The following is a 19,016-nucleotide window of genomic DNA, read 5'->3' on the forward strand; positions in this document are numbered from 1 at the left end:
GTCGCCGCATGACGAATCACAGCGAAGCGGTCGGCCCGACGGGCGATCGCGATCCGATGGGCGCCCCTGTGGGGGACCCGGTGGGGGACCCGGTGGGCGATCCGGTGGTGACGCTGCGCACCCCGGCCGAACTGGCGGACGCCCTCCCGTACTTGCTCGGCTTCCGCCCCGAGGAAAGCATGGTGCTGATCGCGCTGCACGGCGCGCGGGGCCGCTTCGGCGGGCGCGTGCGGCTCGGCATCCCCGAGCGGGAGCGGGACTGGCCTTCGGTCGCGAGGTCCCTGGCCGAGTGCCTCGTCGGCGGCTGCGAGCGCAGGGGCGCGCGTCCCGACGGCATCGTCGCCTTCCTCTGCCTGGAGCCGGTGGGCGCCGCGTCCGGGCGGGAGGTGCGGGAACGCCTGCGGCCGCTGGCCCAGGCCCTGCGCAAGCAGTGCGGGCGACTTGATGTCCCGGTGCTCGAGGTGATCTGCATCTCGGCAGGCCGCTTCTGGACCTACTGCTGCCCGAGCGAGCTGTGCTGCCCTCCCGAGGGCGTGCCGCTGCCCCGCCCCGGTACGTCGGTGATGGCGGCCGCGGCGGCCTACACCGGCATCCAAGTGGCGTGCACGCAGCGGGAGATGAGAGCCCGCCTCGCCCCCTGGGCCACCGGGGCCGCCGACGACCAGGAGCGGGCGCTCGACGCGGCGGGGCTCGCCCTCGTGCCCCGGATCCTGGACGAGACGGGCCACGCCGAGGTCGCCGCCGAGACGCTCGACCTGGCCCGCCGGGTCATGGCCCGCCTGGACGCGGCGCCCCCGGTCCGCGGCCGCCTCGAAGCGGACCTCCGCGACGACGAACTCCTCGCGCACGACGAGGCGGCGGCCCTGATCCTCGGCCTCCAGGTCCGCACGACGCGCGATCGGGCCGCGGAGTGGATGGAGGGCGACGAGGCGGCCCCCGCGCTGCGCCTGTGGCGCGCCCTGTCCCGCCGCTGCGTCGGCGCGTACGGGGAGCACGCCGCGGCACCGCTGGCGCTCGCGGGCTGGGTGGCCTGGTCGTCGGGGGACCCCGTCGAGGGCCGGGAGGCGCTGGACATGGCGCTGCGCGTGGACCCGCGCAACACCTTCGCCCGCCTCCTGATCGGCGCGTGCACCGCGGACCTGGACCCGGAAGCCATCCGCCGCTGCCTGCGCGGGGAACGAGCCGATCGCGAGACACCACGCCCCCAGGACCCGGCCTCCTCGACACCGCCGCCGGTCACGCAACCGCGGGCACCGCGCCGCCGCCGTCGGCTGCCGCGTCCCGCGGGAGGCGAGGGCGTACGTGTCACGGAGGGCACCGACCCGACCGACCCGACCGACCCGACCGACCCGACCGACCCGGCTGTCCCGGTCGGCCCGGCCGTCCCGCGGTACCGGCGCCGGACCGCCCGGCGGGGCGCGAAGGGCGCGGCGAGGGGCACGAATTGAGGGCTTGCCGGAGGACCTTTCGGAGGACCTGCCGGAGGACCCTCCGGAGGAACTTTCTGAGGGGCTTCCTGAGGGCGTCGGCGCGGCCACGCGCGCCCGCCGTGAGAGGGCGCGCGGCGACTCCCTTTGGGCCGAGTGGCTCCCCGGCGTCCGTCTTCCCGGTGCGGGGGCGTGACTTGGGGCGGTGCCGCCCCGTTCACCTGACTGGCGGTACCCGTGACGGTGCCGCGCTAGGCCGACGGCCTAGGTCTCCGGTTCCCGCAGCGCAGCCAGTGAGGAAGAAGCCGCCTCATGCCCCTTCCCGCCCCATCCTCCGTAGCCGACAGGGAGGGACCCCGTCGGCCCGCTCCTGCTCCCGCCCCCAACTCACCGCGCGGACCGGTCAATTCCGTTCCGCCCGCCCTCCGACCTCCCGCCCCCCGACCTCCTGCCGACCGCCCGGCTGCCGCCCGTCCACCCGCCGGGCCCGCCCCGGTGCCCGCGTCCCGCCGCCCAGCCGAACTCCCCCCTGCCCACACCGCCCTGATCTGTGTCGCCATGCCCGCCCTCGCGATCTCCACGGACCAGGGGCAGTTGACCGGCAGCGGCCTCGAAGGCTTCTACCGCGCGGGCCGCCGCGTGCTCTCCCGCTGCCAGGTGCGGGTGGCGGGGCGCGAGCCGGTGGCCGTGCAGGCCCGCATGGTCTCGGCCGACAGCGCGCGCTTCGTGGCGACGCTCCGCCTGTCCGCGGAGGGCGGCCCGGACCCGGACGTGCTCGTCGAGCGGACCCGCTTCGCCGACGGTACGGAGCGGATCGCGCTGACCAGCGCGGCAGTCCGCCCCCTGCGGGTGCCCCTGGAAGTGTCGCTCGGCACCGACCTGGCGGAGCTGGGCGCGGTCGCCTCGGGCCGGGCCGGACCCGAACTGCCCGCCAGCGTCCACGACTCGGGTATGCGCTGGTCGACGGGCACCGCGCAGTGCGTGGTCACCGCCGACCCGGCGCCCGAGGACGCGCTCGCCTCCGCAGGGCTGCTGCGCTGGCAGGTCGACCTGCCGCCCGGAGCCACCCGCAGCGTGGAACTGCGGGTGCGGCCGGACGGCGCCGGCCCGGTGAGACCCGTGGGCCAGGGAGCGGTGCGCCCCCTCGCCGGGGCGCGCGCGGCGGGCGACGACCCCCGGGTCCAGCCCCTCCTGCAGACCTCTGTGGAGGACCTCCAGGCACTGCTGCTGCGCGACGCGGTGCACCCCACCGACGTCCACCTCGCCGCGGGCGCGCCCTGGCGCTGCGGTCTTGCTCCCGCCGAGGCGCTCACGGCGGCCCGGATGGCGCTGCCGCTCGGCACCCGGCTCGCGGCGGGCACGCTCCGCACGCTCGCCCGCGGGCAGATCACCGGGCCGGGGCCGCGTTCGGGCATGATCCCCGGCCCGCTGCGGGACGCGGGCCCGCACCTGCCGCCCGGCTGCACGGGCACCGAGGCGACCCTGCTGTTCCCGGTGCTCCTCGCCGAGGCCCGCCGGTGGGGCCTGCCCGAACAGGACACGGAGGAGCTGCTGCCGACGGCGGAGCGGTGTCTGCGCTGGCTGCTCGACTCGGTCGTCCCGGGGAGCGGTGAGAGCGGACTGTGGCTGCCGGACCCCGGTCCGGGCGGCCCCCGCCGCTGCGAGACACAGGCACACGCCCACCGGGCGGCGCTCCTCGGCGCCGACCTCCTCGACGCGTACGGCCGCGCGGGCGCCGCCGAACTGCGCCAGTGGGCGGGGCGGTTGCGGACCAGGTTCCGTGAGGAGTTCTGGGTGGAGGACCACGCGGGCGGCCGGCCCGCGGCCGCGCTGCTGCCCGACGGCCGGCCCGTGCCCCACCTCACCAGCGCCGCCGCCCACCTCCTCGACACGGGCCTGCTCGGCTCGGGGCTGCTCGCGCCGGGGCTCCTCGACAAGGTGCAGACCGAGCAGCTCGCCCGGCTGCTCGGCGGGCCCGCCATGGACTCCGGGTGGGGGCTGCGCAGCATGGGCGCGAAGGAGGCGGCGTACAACCCGTTCGGGCACCGCGGGGGAGCGGTCCGGGTCCAGGAGACGGCGGTCGCCGTCGCGGGCCTGGCCGCCGCGGGCTACGAGAAGGAGGCGAGCTCCCTGCTGCGCGGGGTGCTCGCGGCCGCCGAGACGTTCGGCCACCGGCTGCCCGAGATGTACGCGGGGGAGCAGCGGACGGAGGGCAGCGCACCGCTCCCGCACCCCACGGCCTGCCGCCCGGCGGCGACCGGGGCGGCAGCCGGTGTCCAACTCCTCACGTCGTCGGCAGGCATCCGCCCCGACGCACCGGCGGGGACGGTGACCCTGAGCCCGGTGCGCAGCGTGCCCCTGGGAGAGTTGGGGCTGATGTCGCTGCGTGTGGCGGGTGAGCCGTTCTCCGTGCGGGTCAGCAGGCTGGGCCTCGCCATGGTCGAGGAGGCCGCCGACGGGCTGCAGTTGGGGGTGTGAGGCGGTGACGGACCTCGAGAACCGGCCCCGGCAGGCTGACGGAGGAGGTGTTTATCGTCAGGAAGACGACTATGATCACGGCATGTCGCCCTACGACCCGTCGGCCTTCCCGCCCTTCGCTGTCACCGTCGACCTGGTCGTGCTGACCGTGCGGAGGCACGCCCTCTGCGCGCTGGCCGTGCGGCGCGGCGAGCCACCGTTCCAGGGGCGTTGGGCGCTGCCCGGCGGATTCGTGCGGGCCGACGAGGACCTGTCGGCGGCGGCCGCGCGCGAGCTGATCGAGGAGACCGGCCTGTGCGCCCATGACCCGGACGCCCCGGCCCAGGTCAACGGCGCGCACCTGGAGCAGCTCGCCACGTACGGCGACCCCAAGCGCGACCCGCGGATGCGCGTGGTCAGCGTCGCCCACCTCGCCCTCGCCCCCGACCTGCCCGCGCCCCGGGCCGGCGGCGACGCGAGCAACGCGCGCTGGGCCCCGGTCGAGGCGCTGCTCCACCAAGGCGGCTACGGCAGGGAGGACGAGCAGGCGGCCCCTCTCGCCTTCGACCACGCACAGATCCTGGCGGACGGTGTCGAGCGCGCCCGGTCCAAGATCGAGTACTCCTCGCTGGCCACCGCCTTCTGTACGCCCGAGTTCACCGTCGGCGAGCTGCGCCGGGTGTACGAGGCGGTGTGGGGCGTCGCGCTCGACCCTCGCAACTTCCACCGCAAGGTGACCGGCACGCCCGGCTTCCTCGTGCCCACCGGTGGCACCACCACGCGCCAGGGCGGCCGCCCCGCCCAGCTCTTCCGCGCGGGCGGGGCCACGCTGCTCAACCCGCCGATGCTGCGCCCCGAAGTCTGATCACTGGGGGCCGCGGCTGACACCCGCGGCTCACACCCTGACCGAAATGACGGAAATATCGCGTTATCTTGCTGCGGTACCCACGGGGTTCGTCCGCCTCCGAACCGGTGGACGGGCCTCGGCCGCCGAGCGGTCGCACATCCCGCGAGAGAAGCGATGATCCAGGCCATCGGACTGACCAGCAACACCCGCAAGGACCTCCCGCCCGCCGTCGACGACGTGTCCTTCGAGGCGCGCACGGGCCGTGTCACCGCGCTGCTCGGCGCGCACGGCGCCGGAAAGACGACCACCCTCCGGCTGATGCTGGAGCTCCAACAGGGCCGTGGAATCACGTACTTCAGAGGCCGCCCCCTGCATCGCATCGCCCACCCCTGCCGTGAGGTCGGCGTCCTCCTCGGCGAGGTCCCCGGCCACCCGGCGCGCACGGTCCGCGGCCAGCTGCGCATGCTGTGCGCGGCCGCCGGGGTGCCCGTCCAGCGGGCCGATGACGTCCTGGAGGTCGTCGGCCTCGTCAGCCTCCGCGACCAGCGGCTCGGCATGCTCTCGCGCGGCATGGACCGCCGGCTCGGCCTCGCCTGCGCCCTGCTGTCCGACCCGCACACGCTCGTCCTCGACGGCCCCGCCGACGGCCTGTCCGTACGCGAGAGCCGCTGGCTGCACGGGATCCTGCGCGCGCACGCCTCCCACGGCGGCACCGTCCTGTTCTCCACGGACGACCCCAAGGAGGCGGCGCGGACCGCCGACCGCGTCATCACCCTCGAGGCCGGACGCCTCGTCGCCGACCAGGAGGCCGCGGACTTCGCCCGCACCCGGCTCCGTCCCCGCGTGGCCGTCCGCAGTCCCTACGCGGGCCGCCTGGCCGCCCTGCTGACCAAGGAGGCGCGCACGGGGCAGCGCACCATCGAGGTGGTCCGGGAAGACGGCAACAGGCTTGCCGTGTACGGCAGTAGCTGCGCCGACGTGGGCGAGACCGCCTTCCGCCACGGCATCCTCGTCCACCAACTCGCCGACGAGATCGGCGATGCGGGACCGACGGCGGCCGCCCCCACGCCGACAGCGGAAGCCCCCGGATCCCCCCGCCCCGAAGCCTCCCCCACCGAAACCTCCCCCTCCGGCACGCACGACCCGGAACCGGAGCCCGCGACCCCTCCGGTCCCTCCGGCCTCGGAGCCTGCGCCGCCGATGGCCCCGGAGTCCGGGCTGACGGCGGACCCGGAGCCCGCGCCGACGACAGACCTGAAGCCCGGGCCGACGGCGGACCGGAAGTCCGCACCGCCGACGACAGACCGGCAGCTCGCACCGCCGACGGACCCGGAGCCCGGGCTCACGACGGACCCGGAGCCCGAGCCGACGACGGACCCGGACCCTGAGCCGACGCCGCCACCGGCCCAACTCCCGTACATCAAGCTCCAGTCCACCCCGATCCAGTCCAGCCCGATCCGGACCACCCCGCTTCAGTCCGCCCCGCTCCAGCCCACACCCGAAAACCCCGCGACCGACCACCCCCTCCCCCCAGCAGCCCCGCCGCACGACACCACCCGGCAGCCCACGCCCACGCCCACGACCATGGTCCCCCTGGCCACTGACATCGCCGCAAGGACACCGCTGACCGCAGAGGCACCACATCCCTCTCCGGCCCCTCTGTCACCTCTGCCGCCGCCCATCACCATCCGCTCCGCCCGCAGCCCCCTGCGCCCCTTCCGCTACGAGCTGCGCCGCGCCTTCGGGGTGGGTACCGGCTACCTCACCTCGGCGGCCGTGCTCGCCGTGTCCGCCGTGCTCTGCGTCTTCCTCGGCAGGACCGGACACAGCCCGCAGCACCGCCTTCTCGCCGCCTGGCCGCAGGAACTGCCGCTGCCGCCCGCCGCGCTCGGAGCCGGGCTGCTCGGTGCGCTCGCCTTCGGGGACGAGTTCCGCCACCCCTCGCTCGCCGCCGATCGCGGCACCGTCCCCCGCCGCCTCGGGCTCCTCGTCGCCAAGCTCACAGTGGCCGCGGCCACCGGACTGCTGCTCGCCCTGCTCACCGTGGCCTCGGACGGTGTCCTGCTCCACCTCGTCTACGGAGACGAGCTCACCAAGGTCCCCGCCGACTGGCTCTCGCTGAGCGCGAGTTGGGCTGCGCTGGTGATGGGGTGCGCCTGGGCCGGAGTGCTCGCGGCGGGCGTCTTCAGGTCCACGACCGCCGGTCTCGCCGCGGTGCTCGCGGTGCCGATCGTCGTCGTGCCCCTCGTACAGAAGGCCCTGGAGGGTCCATCTGTGCGATCGGCGGCGGGATTTCCGGCCAGGCTGCGCGATCTCGCGCTGGTGCAGTGGCCGTTCGGCGCCGAGCGGTACGTCGCCGGGGGTGTGCGGGTCCTCGCCCAACCCGTGGGCAGCGCACTGATGTTGTCGCTCACCGCTCTTCTCTGCGCCTACCTGCTCACGGCGATGCGCGGCAGAGCCCGTTAACGACCGCCTGGTGCCTCGGGTTCGAGGGCTGTGCGCAACTCCCCGGAGAACGCCCATTTCTTTCCGATAAGGCGTCAATTGCGGCGGGGTAAGCGATCACCCTTTCGTGTGCTTTTCACCAAAGACCTCAAGGCACTTGGGAGCCACGCCGACAAAGGATCCGTGAGTACCCTTGCGCACACCATGATGACCGCCGCCCGCTCCGCCGACTCCGGCCTCGCCGGACCGGGCGAACTCGACCGCTACCCCTACGCGGAGGCCCCCGGGGTCGACCGCGTCGTAGCCCCCGCGTGGGAGGGCGCCGACCAGGACCTGGGGCGCGTCGGCCGCCGCGCGACCGGCAGCCGCGGCCGCGGCCTGCACGGCCAACTCGTCCAGCAGCTGGGCCAGATGATCGTCTCCGGCGACCTCGGCGCCGACCGCCCGCTGGTCCCCGAGGAGATCGGCCAGCGGTTCGAGGTCTCCCGCACCGTCGTCCGCGAGTCGCTGCGCGTGCTCGAGGCCAAGGGCCTGGTCAGCGCCCGGCCCAACGTCGGTACGCGCGTGCGCCCGGTCAGCGACTGGAACCTGCTCGACCCGGACATCATCGAGTGGCGGGCCTTCGGGCCGCAGCGCGACGACCAGCGGCGTGAACTCAGCGAGCTGCGCTGGATGATCGAGCCGCTCGCCGCCCGCCTCGCCGCCGGGCACGGTCGCGAGGAGGTGCAGCAGCGCCTCGCCGACATGGTCGAGATCATGGGACACGCGCTCGGCCAGGGAGACTCGATCACCTTCTCCCGCGCCGACGCCGAGTTCCACTCCCTGCTCCTCCAGGTCGCGGGCAACCGCATGCTGGAGCACCTCTCCGGAATCGTTTCCGCCGCGCTCCAGGTCTCCGGCGGCCCGGTCACCGGCTGCGACCGTCCCACGGAGGCGTCCCTCGCGCACCACTCCCGCATCGTCGACGCCCTCGCGGCGGGCGACGGGGCCGGAGCGGAGGCCGCCATGCGCCAGCTGCTCACGGTCCACCCCGAGGTGGAGCGCGTCGTACCCGCTCCGCGCGAGCACTGACCTCGCGCCCACGCCGGCCCGGCCGACGTGTGCGCCGCGCGGCAGCACCCCGCTTCTCCGTACGTACTCCACGTACTCCGCAGACGTCGCCCGCGACGGACGTCGCCCGCGACGCCCCATGTGCCGCCGGGCCTCGGGCTCCCCAGGGAGCCGATGAGGTCCGGCGGCTCGGTCGTTGGGTCGTCGCCGACCGTTGTCGCGCGAAGCCTGGGTGTTTCTGACCGTATCTAGCTGCTTTTGCGTGCTTACGGGGTGTGACTCGGGCCACGTAGATTGGGCGTAACGCTCGTCGGGGCAGCGCGATGACCTAAGAGGTGATAGCCGAGGAGGGAATACAGACGTCGTTCACGACGCTGTGCAGCTCCACGGTCCCGCCCGCGCCGTCGGCCCATCCCCAGTCGTCGGTCGTCGGCTCCGGTCCACAGTGGACGGGGCCGGAAGCCGTTTTCCAACGTTCCGAGAGGTTGTTCGTGTCGGCCAGCACATCCCGTACGCTCCCGCCGGAGATCGCCGAATCCGTCTCTGTCATGGCGCTCATCGAGCGGGGAAAGGCTGATGGGCAGATCGCCGGCGATGACGTGCGTCGTGCCTTCGAAGCTGACCAGATCCCGGCCACTCAGTGGAAGAACGTTCTGCGCAGCCTCAACCAGATCCTCGAGGAAGAGGGTGTGACGCTGATGGTCAGTGCCGCGGAGCCCAAGCGCCCCCGCAAGAGCGTCGCAGCAAAGAGTCCGGCCAAGCGCACCGCGACGAAGACCGTCGCGGCCAAGGCGGCCACGGTCAAGCCGGCCGCCACGTCCGCCGCCGCCCCCGAGGCACCCGCGGCGGAGGCCGCGGCCGAGGAGGGCGCGTCCGCCAAGAAGGTCGCAGCCAAGAAGACGACGGCCAAGAAGGCCGTAGCCAAGAAGACCACCGCCAAGAAGACGGCGGCCAAGAAGACCGCGTCCAAGAAGGACGACGAGCACGTCGAGGACGAGGCCGCCGAGGAGACCCCCGCAGCGGGCAAGCCCGGCGAGGAGGAGCCCACCGAGGGCCAGGGCTTCGTCCTGTCCGACGAGGACGAGGACGACGCCCCCGCGCAGCAGGTAGCCGCCGCCGGTGCCACCGCCGACCCGGTCAAGGACTACCTCAAGCAGATCGGCAAGGTCCCGCTGCTCAACGCCGAGCAGGAGGTCGAGCTCGCCAAGCGCATCGAGGCCGGTCTGTTCGCCGAGGACAAGCTGGCCAACGCCGACAAGCTGGCGCCGAAGCTCAAGCGCGAGCTGGAGATCATCGCTGAGGACGGCCGCCGCGCCAAGAACCACCTCCTGGAGGCCAACCTCCGCCTGGTGGTCTCCCTGGCCAAGCGCTACACCGGCCGCGGCATGCTCTTCCTGGACCTGATCCAGGAGGGCAACCTCGGTCTGATCCGCGCGGTCGAGAAGTTCGACTACACCAAGGGCTACAAGTTCTCGACGTACGCCACGTGGTGGATCCGCCAGGCGATCACCCGCGCCATGGCCGACCAGGCCCGCACCATCCGTATCCCGGTGCACATGGTCGAGGTCATCAACAAGCTCGCGCGCGTGCAGCGCCAGATGCTCCAGGACCTGGGCCGCGAGCCCACCCCGGAGGAGCTGGCCAAGGAACTCGACATGACCCCGGAGAAGGTCATCGAGGTCCAGAAGTACGGCCGCGAGCCCATCTCCCTGCACACCCCGCTGGGCGAGGACGGCGACAGCGAGTTCGGTGACCTCATCGAGGACTCCGAGGCCGTCGTCCCGGCCGACGCGGTGAGCTTCACGCTCCTCCAGGAGCAGCTGCACTCCGTCCTGGACACCCTGTCCGAGCGCGAGGCGGGCGTCGTCTCCATGCGCTTCGGCCTCACGGACGGCCAGCCGAAGACCCTGGACGAGATCGGCAAGGTCTACGGGGTGACGCGTGAGCGCATCCGTCAGATCGAGTCCAAGACGATGTCGAAGCTGCGGCACCCCTCGCGCTCCCAGGTGCTGCGCGACTACCTCGACTAGTCACCCGCGTCACCCGACGCTCCACGGAAGGCCCGGAGTCCCGCATCGGCGGCTCCGGGCCTTTCCCGTGCCCGCCCGCTCCCCCGCACCCGCGCGCGGGTGCGGGGCTTGTCGTACTGGATCACTGTGGGTCTGCGATGGCAACCCAGAGTGAGGAGCTCGCATGCGGAGTCGCTTCGCCCGAAACCTGACGGGAGCAGTGGCCCTGACGGCCGCCGCGACCGCGCTGGCGCTGGTCTCGCCCACCCCGGTGGCGGCCGACAGCGTGGTCATCGGAGGAAACCCTGTGCAGGCGTCCGAGAGCCCGTGGGCGGTGGCGCTCTCGAGCCGTGACCGGTTCGGAGGTACGCGGGCGGGACAGTTCTGCGGGGGCGTGGTCGTGGGGCCCTCGACGGTGCTCACCGCCGCCCACTGTCTGAGTGAGGAGGTCCTGGGGGTACCGCTGAACGAGGTGACCGACCTGAAGGTCATCGCGGGCCGGGGTGACCTGCGCGCGGCGGACGGGGGCGAGGTGCCCGTCAGCAGGGCCTGGGTCAACCCGTCGTACGACTCCTACACGAACGCCGGTGACGTGGCCGCCCTGACGCTCTCCAGGCCGCTCCCGGCGTCCTGGGCGATCCCCATGGCCTCGGAGGGGGATCCGGCGTACGAGGCCGGCACGGGCGCCGCCGTGTACGGCTGGGGCGACACCACGGGGGCGGGCGACTACGCGCGCAAGCTGCGGTCCGCGCGCGTGCGGGTGCTGCCGGACACGGCCTGCGAGGCGGCCTACCCGGGTGACTCCGACGGAACGTACCTGCCCGCCTCCATGCTGTGCGCCGGAGAGCTCGAAGGAGGGCGCGACGCCTGCCAGGGGGACAGCGGTGGGCCGCTGGTCGCCCACGGGCGGCTGGTGGGCCTGGTGTCGTGGGGGAGCGGCTGCGGGCGGGCCGGGAGCCCGGGGGTCTACACGCGGGTCTCCGAGGTCCTGCGCGCGGTGCGGCCGGGCTGAGCACGGGCCCGCGGGTCGGGCGGGCATGAGAACGGGCGGCCGCCCCTGGGTCACAGGGGCGGCCGCCCGTTCACCGGTCTGGTGCCGGTGCTGGCTCGTCGTGGTCGCGAGGCGTCAGCGTTCCTCGTCGGACGCGGATTCCGGGACGGCCGTCAGCCGCTCCGTCTCGTCCTGTATCTCAGCGGCGATCTTCTTGAGTTCCGGCTCAAACTTGCGGCCGTGGTGGGCGCAGAAGAGCAGTTCACCACCGCTCAACAGGACGACGCGCAGGTAAGCCTGGGCGCCGCAGCGGTCGCAGCGATCAGCGGCCGTCAGGGGGCTCGCGGGGGTCAGAACAGTAGTCACGTCGCCTCTTCTCTAGCTCGACGAGCTGTCGTACCAGGGTCAACATCCAACCAGGCCGAAAACGTTCCCGCTCGTGGCTTTTCCTCGAAGTTTTCTTTCGAGTCGGCTGTCTGCTGCCGGTTGGCGGCGAATGTGCCGTATTGCGTCTCTTACGTGTCGTACGGTTTCGCGCTGTCTGTCAGGTCAGGTCCTCCCGGCTGGGTTGCCGGTTGTTCATGAGGACGTGCCCGGAGCCTAAATGGTTCATGCCTGGAAGGGAACGTGACGTGCGCTTCACTCGATCGAAGGATCGAACGTGCGTACGTATCTGGACTAGTCTGAGTTGAGATGAGGGTGGCGTGACAACGGCTCTACCTGGCCTCGGTACCCTCTGAGCGGCAATCGAAGCCGGGCCCTTACCCCAGAGGGCCCCTCTTGAAATTCAGCGAGGAGCGAACCGCGTGACCGCCGAGACGTCCGTGCCGTCCACAGCGTTGCTGACCGGAGCAGACCGGGACGGTTCCAACTACACCGCGCGGCACCTGCTCGTCCTGGAGGGGCTCGAGGCGGTTCGCAAGCGTCCGGGCATGTACATCGGGTCGACGGACAGCCGCGGCCTCATGCACTGCCTCTGGGAGATCATCGACAACGCCGTCGACGAGGCCCTGGGCGGGTACTGCGACCACATCGAGGTCATCCTCCACGACGACGCGTCCGTGGAGGTGCGTGACAACGGCCGGGGCATTCCGGTCGATGTCGAGCCCAAGACCGGCCTTTCCGGGGTCGAGGTCGTCATGACGAAGCTGCACGCCGGCGGCAAGTTCGGCGGTGGCTCGTACGCCGCCTCCGGCGGTCTGCACGGCGTCGGCGCCTCCGTGGTGAACGCCCTGTCGGCCCGACTGGACGTCGAGGTCGACCGCAGTGGCCACACGCACGCCATCAGCTTCCGCCGCGGTGTCCCGGGGGCCTTCGCCAAGCCGGGGCCCGACGCCGACTTCGACCCGGCGGCCAAACTGCGCAAGACCAAGAAGGTCCCCAAGAACCGCCAGGGCACGCGCGTGCGGTACTGGGCCGACCGCCAGATCTTCCTCAAGGACGCCAAGCTCTCCCTGGAGACGCTGCACCAGCGCGCCCGCCAGACCGCCTTCCTGGTGCCGGGCCTGACGATCGTCGTACGCGACGAGTACGGGCTCGGCGAGGGCGGCACCAAGGGCGAGGAATCCTTCCGCTTCGACGGCGGGATCAGCGAGTTCTGCGAGTACCTGGCCCAGGACAAGGCGGTCTGCGACGTCCTCCGCTTCTCCGGGCAGGGCACCTTCAAGGAGACCGTCCCGGTCCTCGACGACCACGGCCAGATGACGCCGACCGAGGTCACCCGGGAGCTCGGCGTCGACGTCGCGCTGCGCTGGGGCACCGGGTACGACACGACGATCAAGTCCTTCGTCAACATCATCGCCACCCCCAAGGGCGGCACCCACGTGACCGGGTTCGAGCGCTCGCTCACCAAGACGATGAACGAGGCGCTGCGCGGCCAGAAGGTGCTGCGCGTCGCCGAGGACGACGTCGTCAAGGACGACGCCCTGGAGGGCCTGACGGCGGTCGTCACCGTCCGCCTCGCGGAGCCGCAGTTCGAGGGCCAGACCAAGGAGGTCCTCGGCACCTCGGCGGCCAACCGGATCGTGGCCAATGTGGTGGCCAAGGAGCTGAAGGCGTTCCTGACCTCCACGAAGCGCGACGCCAAGGCGCAGGCCCGCGCCGTCATGGACAAGGTCGTCGCCGCGGCCCGCACCCGCATCGCGGCCCGCCAGCACAAGGACGCACAGCGCCGGAAGACCGCGCTGGAGTCCTCCTCGCTGCCCGCGAAGCTCGCCGACTGCCGCAGCGACGACGTGGAGCGCAGCGAGCTGTTCATCGTCGAGGGCGACTCGGCGCTCGGCACGGCCAAGCTGGCGCGGAACTCCGAGTTCCAGGCGCTCCTGCCGATCCGCGGCAAGATCCTCAACGTTCAGAAGGCGTCCGTCTCGGACATGCTGAAGAACGCGGAGTGCGGCGCGATCATCCAGGTCATAGGAGCCGGGTCCGGCCGGACCTTCGACATCGACGCGGCGCGCTACGGCAAGATCATCCTGCTCGTCGACGCCGATGTCGACGGCGCGCACATCCGGATCCTGCTGCTGACGCTGTTCCAGCGCTACATGCGCCCGATGGTCGAGGCGGGCCGGGTCTTCGCCGCAGTGCCTCCGCTGCACCGGATCGAGCTGGTCCAGCCGAAGAAGGGCCAGGACAAGTACGTCTACACGTACTCGGACCGCGAGCTGCGCGAGACGCTGCTGGAGCTGCAGCGCAAGAACGTCCGGTACAAGGACTCGATCCAGCGGTACAAGGGCCTCGGCGAGATGGACGCCGACCAGCTGGCCGAGACCACGATGGACCCGCGGTACCGCACGCTGCGCCGGATCAACATCTCCGACCTGGAGGCGGCGGAGCAGGTCTTCGATCTGCTGATGGGCAACGAGGTCGCGCCGCGCAAGGAGTTCATCACCAGCTCCGCCGCGACGCTGGACCGCTCGCGCATCGACGCGTGAGCCCGGCGCGGTCCGCCGCGCAGAGGCATCTTCTCCACCCCTGGGTGGAGCCATGGGCTCCACCCAGGTTCCACCTCTGCTCCGATCTCGTGACCTGGGCTTTTCCGTAGCGTCGAAGGCGTTGATTCCCAGCCCTTCCCGCTCTCGGAGGCACCAGATGTCCGGGTTCACCAACGCTCTCGTGATCTGCGCCGTCGTCGTGCTGGTGATCGCCCGCCAGTTCAAGGCGCAGGAGGTCACCGCCGACAAGCGCTGGTGGGTCGTGCCCGCCGTGCTCGTGTTCATGGCCGTGCGCGACCCCGACCTGCTGGACCCGCAGCAGCGGACCCTGTCCGCCGTGCTCCTCGGCGCCGAGGTCCTGGTGGGCATCGGCCTGGGCGCGGCCTGGGCGCGGACCACTCATGTGTGGCGGGGGCAGGACGGCGTCGTCTGGAGCAAGAGCACCAAGGCCAGTGCGCTCGTCCTGGTCGTCGGCATGGCGGTGCGGGCGGGGCTGTTCGGCGTCGGCGCCCTGCTGGACATACATCAGGGCAGCCCGGCCATGATGCTGGCCATCGCCGCCACCCTCCTGGTCCGCAGCGGCATCCTGGTGCTGCGCGCGCGCCCGCTCGCCCCGGCCTACGGTGGAGCGGACACGTCGTACACCCCGCGCATGCCGCACGAGCCGACGAGGCAGAACACCTTCCAGGGGTACGCCGAGCCGTTGCGGAAGGACCGTGTGTGAACCAGGACCGGTGGATGGCATGGCCCTCCCGGGAGGCTCTCACCCGGGAGGGGATGAGCCCGGCCCGGGTGTGGTTCGTCCGGGTCCTGCGCGTGCTGATCCTCGGCAGCCTGACGTGGGACGCGTTCCACTCCGAGCGTGGCTGGCGCCTGGTGGCGGGGCTCGCGATGGTCGCGGTCGTCGCCGGGCTCGGCTGGGGGCTGTACCGCGCCTCGCTCGCTCACCGGCTGTGGCCCTCGGTGGGGCTGCTCGCCCTGCTGATGGGGGCGGCGTTCGTGGCGCAGTGGCAGGACTGGAGCGTGCTCGCGCTGGTGCTCTGGTGCAGCACGGCGGTCACGGCCCTGGAGCGGTTGCCGCTGTTCGCGGGCGTGGCGTGCGTGCTCGTCGCGATGACGGCGTTCGCCGCGTACAACACGGACAACTGGCTGGGGACCTCGCTCATCGTCATCGGGCTCGCGCTCGCCGGCTACACCCTCCGGCTCGACGCCGAGGCGCGCGGCAGTGCCCAGCGGCTGCTGGCCCAGGAGCGGGCGGCCCGCGCGGCCGAGGCCGAGTCGGCGGCGCTGGCCGAGCGGGCGCGCATCGCCCGGGAGATCCATGACGTGCTCGCGCACAGCCTGTCCGCGCAGCTCGTCCACCTCGAAGCGGCCCGGCTGCTGATCGAGAGGGACGCGGCGCGGGACCAGATCCTGGACCGCGTCGTGGCGGCGCGCTCCATGGCCCGTGAGGGGCTCGCCGAGACCCGGCAGGCGCTCTCGGCGCTGCGCGGGGAGATGACGCCGGTCGAGGACTTCCTGCGCGAGCTGGTCGCCTCCGAGGGGGCGGAGGTCACGGTCCGCGGGACGCGTCGCGCCTTGCCCGCCGAGGCTTCGCAGGCGGTCCGCAGGGTCGCGCAGGAGGCGATGACGAACGTCCGCAAGCACGCCCGGGGTGCCAAGGTGTTCGTGAGCCTCGAGTACGGCGAGGAGGAAGTGACCCTGGGCATAAGGGATTCGGGCGGGACGCCGGGCGAACTCGCGGGCTCCGGGGCCGGATACGGTCTGCTCGGGATGCGGGAGCGGGCCGAACTGCTGGGCGGTTTCCTGGAGGCAGGGCCGGACGAGGAGGGCTTTGTGGTGACGCTGAAGGTGCCCGCATGACGGTGAGCGGTGAGGGCGCGCCCGCGGCGGGGGACCCGGCCGTGCCCGGTGGCGGGGGCAGCGGGGGCAGGAGGCCCGCGCGCGTGGTCGTGGTCGACGACCAGACAGTGGTGCGGGAAGGGATCGTGATGCTGCTGGGCCTGCTGCCCGGGATCGAGGTCGTCGGCGCTGGAGGTGACGGCGAGGAGGCCGTACGGCTGGTGGCCGAACTCTCCCCGGACGTCGTCCTGATGGACCTGCGGATGCCCCGCGTCGACGGCGCGGAGGCCACGCGCAGGATCCGCGCCGAGTATCCGCGCACCCAGGTCGTCGTGCTCACCACCTACGCGGACGACGAGTCGCTGTTCCCCGCGCTCCGGGCGGGAGCGCGCGGCTACCTCACGAAGGACGCGGGCGGGGACGAGATCGTACGGGCGGTGGAGGACGTGCTGTCGGGGGACGCGGGTCTGTCGCCGAAGATCCAACGGCGGCTCCTGGAGCGGCTGTCCGAGCCCGCTCCGCCCCCGTCGGCGGTGGCGCCGCCGGACGGTCTCACCACGCGGGAGACCGAGGTGCTCGTCCTGATCGCCGAGGGGCTGACGAACCACGAGATCGCCCGCGCGCTGCACGTCTCGACCGCCACGGTGAAGACCCACATCAACAATCTCTTCGCCAAGACCGGCCTCAAGGACCGTGCGCAGGCCGTCCGTTACGCCTACGGGCACGGTCTCGCGCAGCCTCCTGGGAGCTCCCGGGCCTGAGAGAAGCCGGAGGCGAGGGGCATCACCTGATGGGGTGAAGAGCGCGAGAGAAGAGTCAGGGATCTTCCCGTTCTGCCCATCCTTGGGCACGCGGCCGAACGGCGCCGCGGACAAGGAGAGTTCGGTGAAGAAGCACGACAGGCGCGAAGCCGGGCAAGCCCGGACAGGAGGTCTCGAGGATCCCTGGTACGACGCGCTTGCCTCCGGCTGGGGCGAGTTGGACGGCACGGGGGCGCCCATGCCCGTGGTGCCGGCCCCGGCCGCCGCCGTGGAGTCCAGCGCGGCCGACATCTACCGGGAGGTGCAGCAGAGCGCCGCCTTCCAGGAGGTGCGACGGCGCTACCGACGGTTCGTCGTGCCTGGGGTGGCCGTCTTCCTCACCTGGTACCTGACGTATGTCGTGACCGCGACGACGGCGCCGGGCCTGATGGCGCGGCCCGTCTCGGGGGCGGTGAACGTCGCGATGGTCGCGGGGCTCGCCCAGTTCCTCACGACCTTCCTGCTGACCTGGGCGTACGCACGCCATGCCCGGCTGCGCCGGGACCGCGCGGCGCTCGACCTGCGCTGGTCCGTGTACGAGCAGAAGCGGGAGCACGAGCAGCGCAGGGGCCAGGGCGGTCCGGCGCGGGGGCGCGGGCAGGTGGCCGAGTGATGACCGGCGACCACCAGACCCTGGCGCTCGTGCTGTTCGGACTCTTCGTGGCGGTGACGCTGGCGATCACCACCTGGGTGAGCCGCAACCGGCACGGCTCGGCGGAGGAGTTCTACGCGGGCGGCCGGCTGTTCTCCCCCATGGAGAACGGTTTCGCCATCGCGGGCGACTACATGTCGGCCGCCTCCTTCCTCGGCGTCACCGGGCTGATCGCGCTCTACGGCTACGACGGCATGCTCTACGTGGTGGGCTTTCTCGTGGCCTGGCTCGTGGTGCTGTTCCTGGTCGCCGAACTGGTGCGCAACGTGGGGCGGTTCACGCTCGCGGACGTCGTCGCCGCCCGGATGCGGGAGCGCCCGGTCCGTATCGCCGTGGGCTCGTCCTCGGTGACCGTCTCCGTGCTCTACCTGGTGGCGCAGATGGTGGGGGCGGGCTCACTGGTCGCGCTGCTGCTCGGCGGGACGAGCGGGGCGGCCCGGGCCTGGACGGTGATCGGGGTCGGCGCGCTCATGGTGATCTACGTGTCCTTCGGCGGGATGCGGGCCACCACCTGGATCCAGATCGTCAAGGCGGTCCTCCTGCTGTGCGGGGCGGCCGCGCTGACCGTGCTCGTCCTGATGCGGTTCCACGGCGACATCGACCAGTTGCTGCGGACGGCGGCCGACCGCAGCGGCCAGGGGAATCGATTCCTCGCACCCGGCCTGAAATACGGCGGGAGCTGGACCGCGCGCTTCGACTTCATCAGCCTGGGACTCGCGCTCGTCCTCGGCACGGCGGGCCTGCCGCACATCCTGTCGCGCTTCTACACGGTGCCGACGGCGCGGGCCGCCCGCCGCTCCGCCGTCTGGTCCATCGGGCTCATCGGCGGCTTCTACCTGATGACGATCGTGCTCGGCTTCGGCGCGGCGGCCATCGTGGGCTCCGATGCGGTGCGCGGGTCGAACGCCGCGGGGAACACGGCCGTTCCGCTGCTCGCGCTCGATCTCGGAGGCGGCGCGGACTCCACGGGAGGAACGGTTCTCTTCGCGGTCGTCGCCGCGGTCGCGTTCGCCACGATCCTCGCCGTCGTCGCCGGGATCACGCTCGCCTCCTCGGCCTCCGTCGCCCACGACCTGTACGCGTCCCTGCGGCGCCGCAGCGCGGAGCCGCGCAGCGAGGTGGCGGTCGCCCGTGTCGCGGCCGCCGGGGTCGGTGTGGTCGCGATCGCCCTCGGACTGCTCGCCCGCGACCTGAACGTCGCCTTCCTGGTGGGCCTCGCCTTCGCCGTCGCCGCGTCCGCGAATCTGCCGGTGCTGCTCTACTCGCTGTTCTGGCGGCACTTCACCACGCGCGGCGCGGTCTGGTCGGTCTACGGGGGTCTGGTGCCCGCCCTCGCGCTCGTGGTGCTCTCACCCGTCGTCTCCGGGAGCCCGGGCGCCCTCTTCCCCGGCATGGACTTCCAGTACTTCCCGCTGGAGAACCCCGGCCTGGTCTCGATCCCGCTCGGCTTCCTCGCGGGCTGGCTGGGCACGGTCACCTCGCCGGAACCCGCGGACGAGGACAAGCACGCCGAGACCGAGGTACGCGCGCTCACCGGGGCGGGCGCGGCGTAAGAGGCCGAATCCG

At 72.5% G+C, this 19,016-nt stretch carries 14 protein-coding genes; 13 read left to right on the top strand and 1 reads right to left on the bottom strand.

All coding sequences use genetic code 11. The annotated features are described in order from the left end of the window. Window positions 1-8 precede the first annotated feature (8 nt). The 7 genes from ACQB60_RS38980 to ACQB60_RS39010 all read left to right on the top strand — a co-directional run bounded on the left by ACQB60_RS38980 (window position 9) and on the right by ACQB60_RS39010 (window position 11,247). Window positions 9-1,448: a DUF4192 domain-containing protein gene (locus ACQB60_RS38980; protein WP_496930821.1), complete on the top strand. Its 1,440-nt coding sequence runs from the start codon at window positions 9-11 to the stop codon at window positions 1,446-1,448. Window positions 1,449-1,985: 537 nt separating this feature from the next. Then, window positions 1,986-3,905: a glycogen debranching N-terminal domain-containing protein gene (locus tag ACQB60_RS38985; RefSeq protein WP_496930822.1), complete on the top strand. Its 1,920-nt coding sequence runs from the start codon at window positions 1,986-1,988 to the stop codon at window positions 3,903-3,905. A gap of 82 nt (window positions 3,906-3,987) precedes the next feature. Continuing rightward, complete coding sequence (locus tag ACQB60_RS38990; protein WP_496930823.1) at window positions 3,988-4,749, top strand: NUDIX hydrolase; 762 nt, start codon at window positions 3,988-3,990, stop codon at window positions 4,747-4,749. A 156-nt stretch (window positions 4,750-4,905) separates the two neighbouring features. After that, window positions 4,906-7,197 carry an ABC transporter ATP-binding protein gene (locus ACQB60_RS38995; RefSeq protein WP_496930824.1) on the top strand — a complete coding sequence of 764 codons (2,292 nt, stop codon included), beginning with the start codon at window positions 4,906-4,908 and terminating at the stop codon, window positions 7,195-7,197. A gap of 162 nt (window positions 7,198-7,359) precedes the next feature. Then, on the top strand, window positions 7,360-8,247 hold the full coding sequence (locus ACQB60_RS39000; RefSeq protein WP_496930825.1) for a FadR/GntR family transcriptional regulator: 888 nt from the start codon (window positions 7,360-7,362) through the stop codon (window positions 8,245-8,247). Between the two features lie 470 nt (window positions 8,248-8,717). Continuing rightward, a complete protein-coding gene (locus tag ACQB60_RS39005) occupies window positions 8,718-10,256 on the top strand; it encodes an RNA polymerase sigma factor (RefSeq protein ID WP_496930826.1) in 1,539 nt (512 codons plus the stop codon). A gap of 163 nt (window positions 10,257-10,419) precedes the next feature. After that, complete coding sequence (locus ACQB60_RS39010; RefSeq protein WP_496930827.1) at window positions 10,420-11,247, top strand: serine protease; 828 nt, start codon at window positions 10,420-10,422, stop codon at window positions 11,245-11,247. A 114-nt stretch (window positions 11,248-11,361) separates the two neighbouring features. Here ACQB60_RS39010 and ACQB60_RS39015 read toward each other — a convergent pair whose 3' ends face one another. Further along, window positions 11,362-11,592: a DUF7455 domain-containing protein gene (locus ACQB60_RS39015; protein ID WP_055697095.1), complete on the bottom strand. Its 231-nt coding sequence runs from the start codon at window positions 11,590-11,592 to the stop codon at window positions 11,362-11,364. Window positions 11,593-12,032: 440 nt separating this feature from the next. On the opposite strand from ACQB60_RS39015, the gene ACQB60_RS39020 reads away from it, so the two are divergent. The 6 genes from ACQB60_RS39020 (at window position 12,033) to ACQB60_RS39045 (ending at window position 19,003) form a co-directional block, all read left to right on the top strand. After that, complete coding sequence (locus tag ACQB60_RS39020) at window positions 12,033-14,156, top strand: DNA gyrase/topoisomerase IV subunit B (protein WP_496930828.1); 2,124 nt, start codon at window positions 12,033-12,035, stop codon at window positions 14,154-14,156. 157 nt (window positions 14,157-14,313) lie between these two features. Further along, entirely contained in the window at window positions 14,314-14,880 is a 567-nt protein-coding gene (locus ACQB60_RS39025; protein ID WP_496930829.1) for a DUF1453 domain-containing protein, read from the top strand. Next, window positions 14,877-16,019 carry a sensor histidine kinase gene (locus tag ACQB60_RS39030; RefSeq protein WP_496930830.1) on the top strand — a complete coding sequence of 381 codons (1,143 nt, stop codon included), beginning with the start codon at window positions 14,877-14,879 and terminating at the stop codon, window positions 16,017-16,019. Before ACQB60_RS39025 ends, ACQB60_RS39030 begins: the two co-directional genes overlap by 4 nt. Further along, window positions 16,016-16,759 (top strand): response regulator, encoded by a 744-nt coding sequence (locus ACQB60_RS39035; RefSeq protein ID WP_496930831.1) that lies wholly within the window; start codon window positions 16,016-16,018, stop codon window positions 16,757-16,759. The genes ACQB60_RS39030 and ACQB60_RS39035 overlap by 4 nt, the downstream gene beginning before the upstream one ends. Before the next feature lie 124 nt (window positions 16,760-16,883). After that, a complete protein-coding gene (locus tag ACQB60_RS39040; protein ID WP_496930832.1) occupies window positions 16,884-17,411 on the top strand; it encodes a DUF485 domain-containing protein in 528 nt (175 codons plus the stop codon). Next, a complete protein-coding gene (locus tag ACQB60_RS39045; RefSeq protein WP_496930833.1) occupies window positions 17,411-19,003 on the top strand; it encodes a monocarboxylic acid transporter in 1,593 nt (530 codons plus the stop codon). Before ACQB60_RS39040 ends, ACQB60_RS39045 begins: the two co-directional genes overlap by 1 nt. Window positions 19,004-19,016 lie beyond the last annotated feature (13 nt).

Origin of the sequence: Streptomyces odontotermitis, from assembly GCF_050510915.1 — a bacterium.
In the GTDB taxonomy this organism is placed as follows: domain Bacteria; phylum Actinomycetota; class Actinomycetes; order Streptomycetales; family Streptomycetaceae; genus Streptomyces.

What these genes read in the sequence shown, in the direction of transcription:
- ACQB60_RS39045 (WP_496930833.1), top strand. Translation starts at nt 17,411, where the DNA reads ATGACCGGCGACCACCAGACCCTGGCGCTCGTGCTGTTCGGACTCTTC.
- ACQB60_RS39025 (WP_496930829.1), top strand. Translation starts at nt 14,314, where the DNA reads ATGTCCGGGTTCACCAACGCTCTCGTGATCTGCGCCGTCGTCGTGCTG.
- ACQB60_RS38980 (WP_496930821.1), top strand. Translation starts at nt 9, where the DNA reads ATGACGAATCACAGCGAAGCGGTCGGCCCGACGGGCGATCGCGATCCG.
- ACQB60_RS39010 (WP_496930827.1), top strand. Translation starts at nt 10,420, where the DNA reads ATGCGGAGTCGCTTCGCCCGAAACCTGACGGGAGCAGTGGCCCTGACG.
- ACQB60_RS39035 (WP_496930831.1), top strand. Translation starts at nt 16,016, where the DNA reads ATGACGGTGAGCGGTGAGGGCGCGCCCGCGGCGGGGGACCCGGCCGTG.
- ACQB60_RS38990 (WP_496930823.1), top strand. Translation starts at nt 3,988, where the DNA reads ATGTCGCCCTACGACCCGTCGGCCTTCCCGCCCTTCGCTGTCACCGTC.
- ACQB60_RS38985 (WP_496930822.1), top strand. Translation starts at nt 1,986, where the DNA reads ATGCCCGCCCTCGCGATCTCCACGGACCAGGGGCAGTTGACCGGCAGC.
- ACQB60_RS38995 (WP_496930824.1), top strand. Translation starts at nt 4,906, where the DNA reads ATGATCCAGGCCATCGGACTGACCAGCAACACCCGCAAGGACCTCCCG.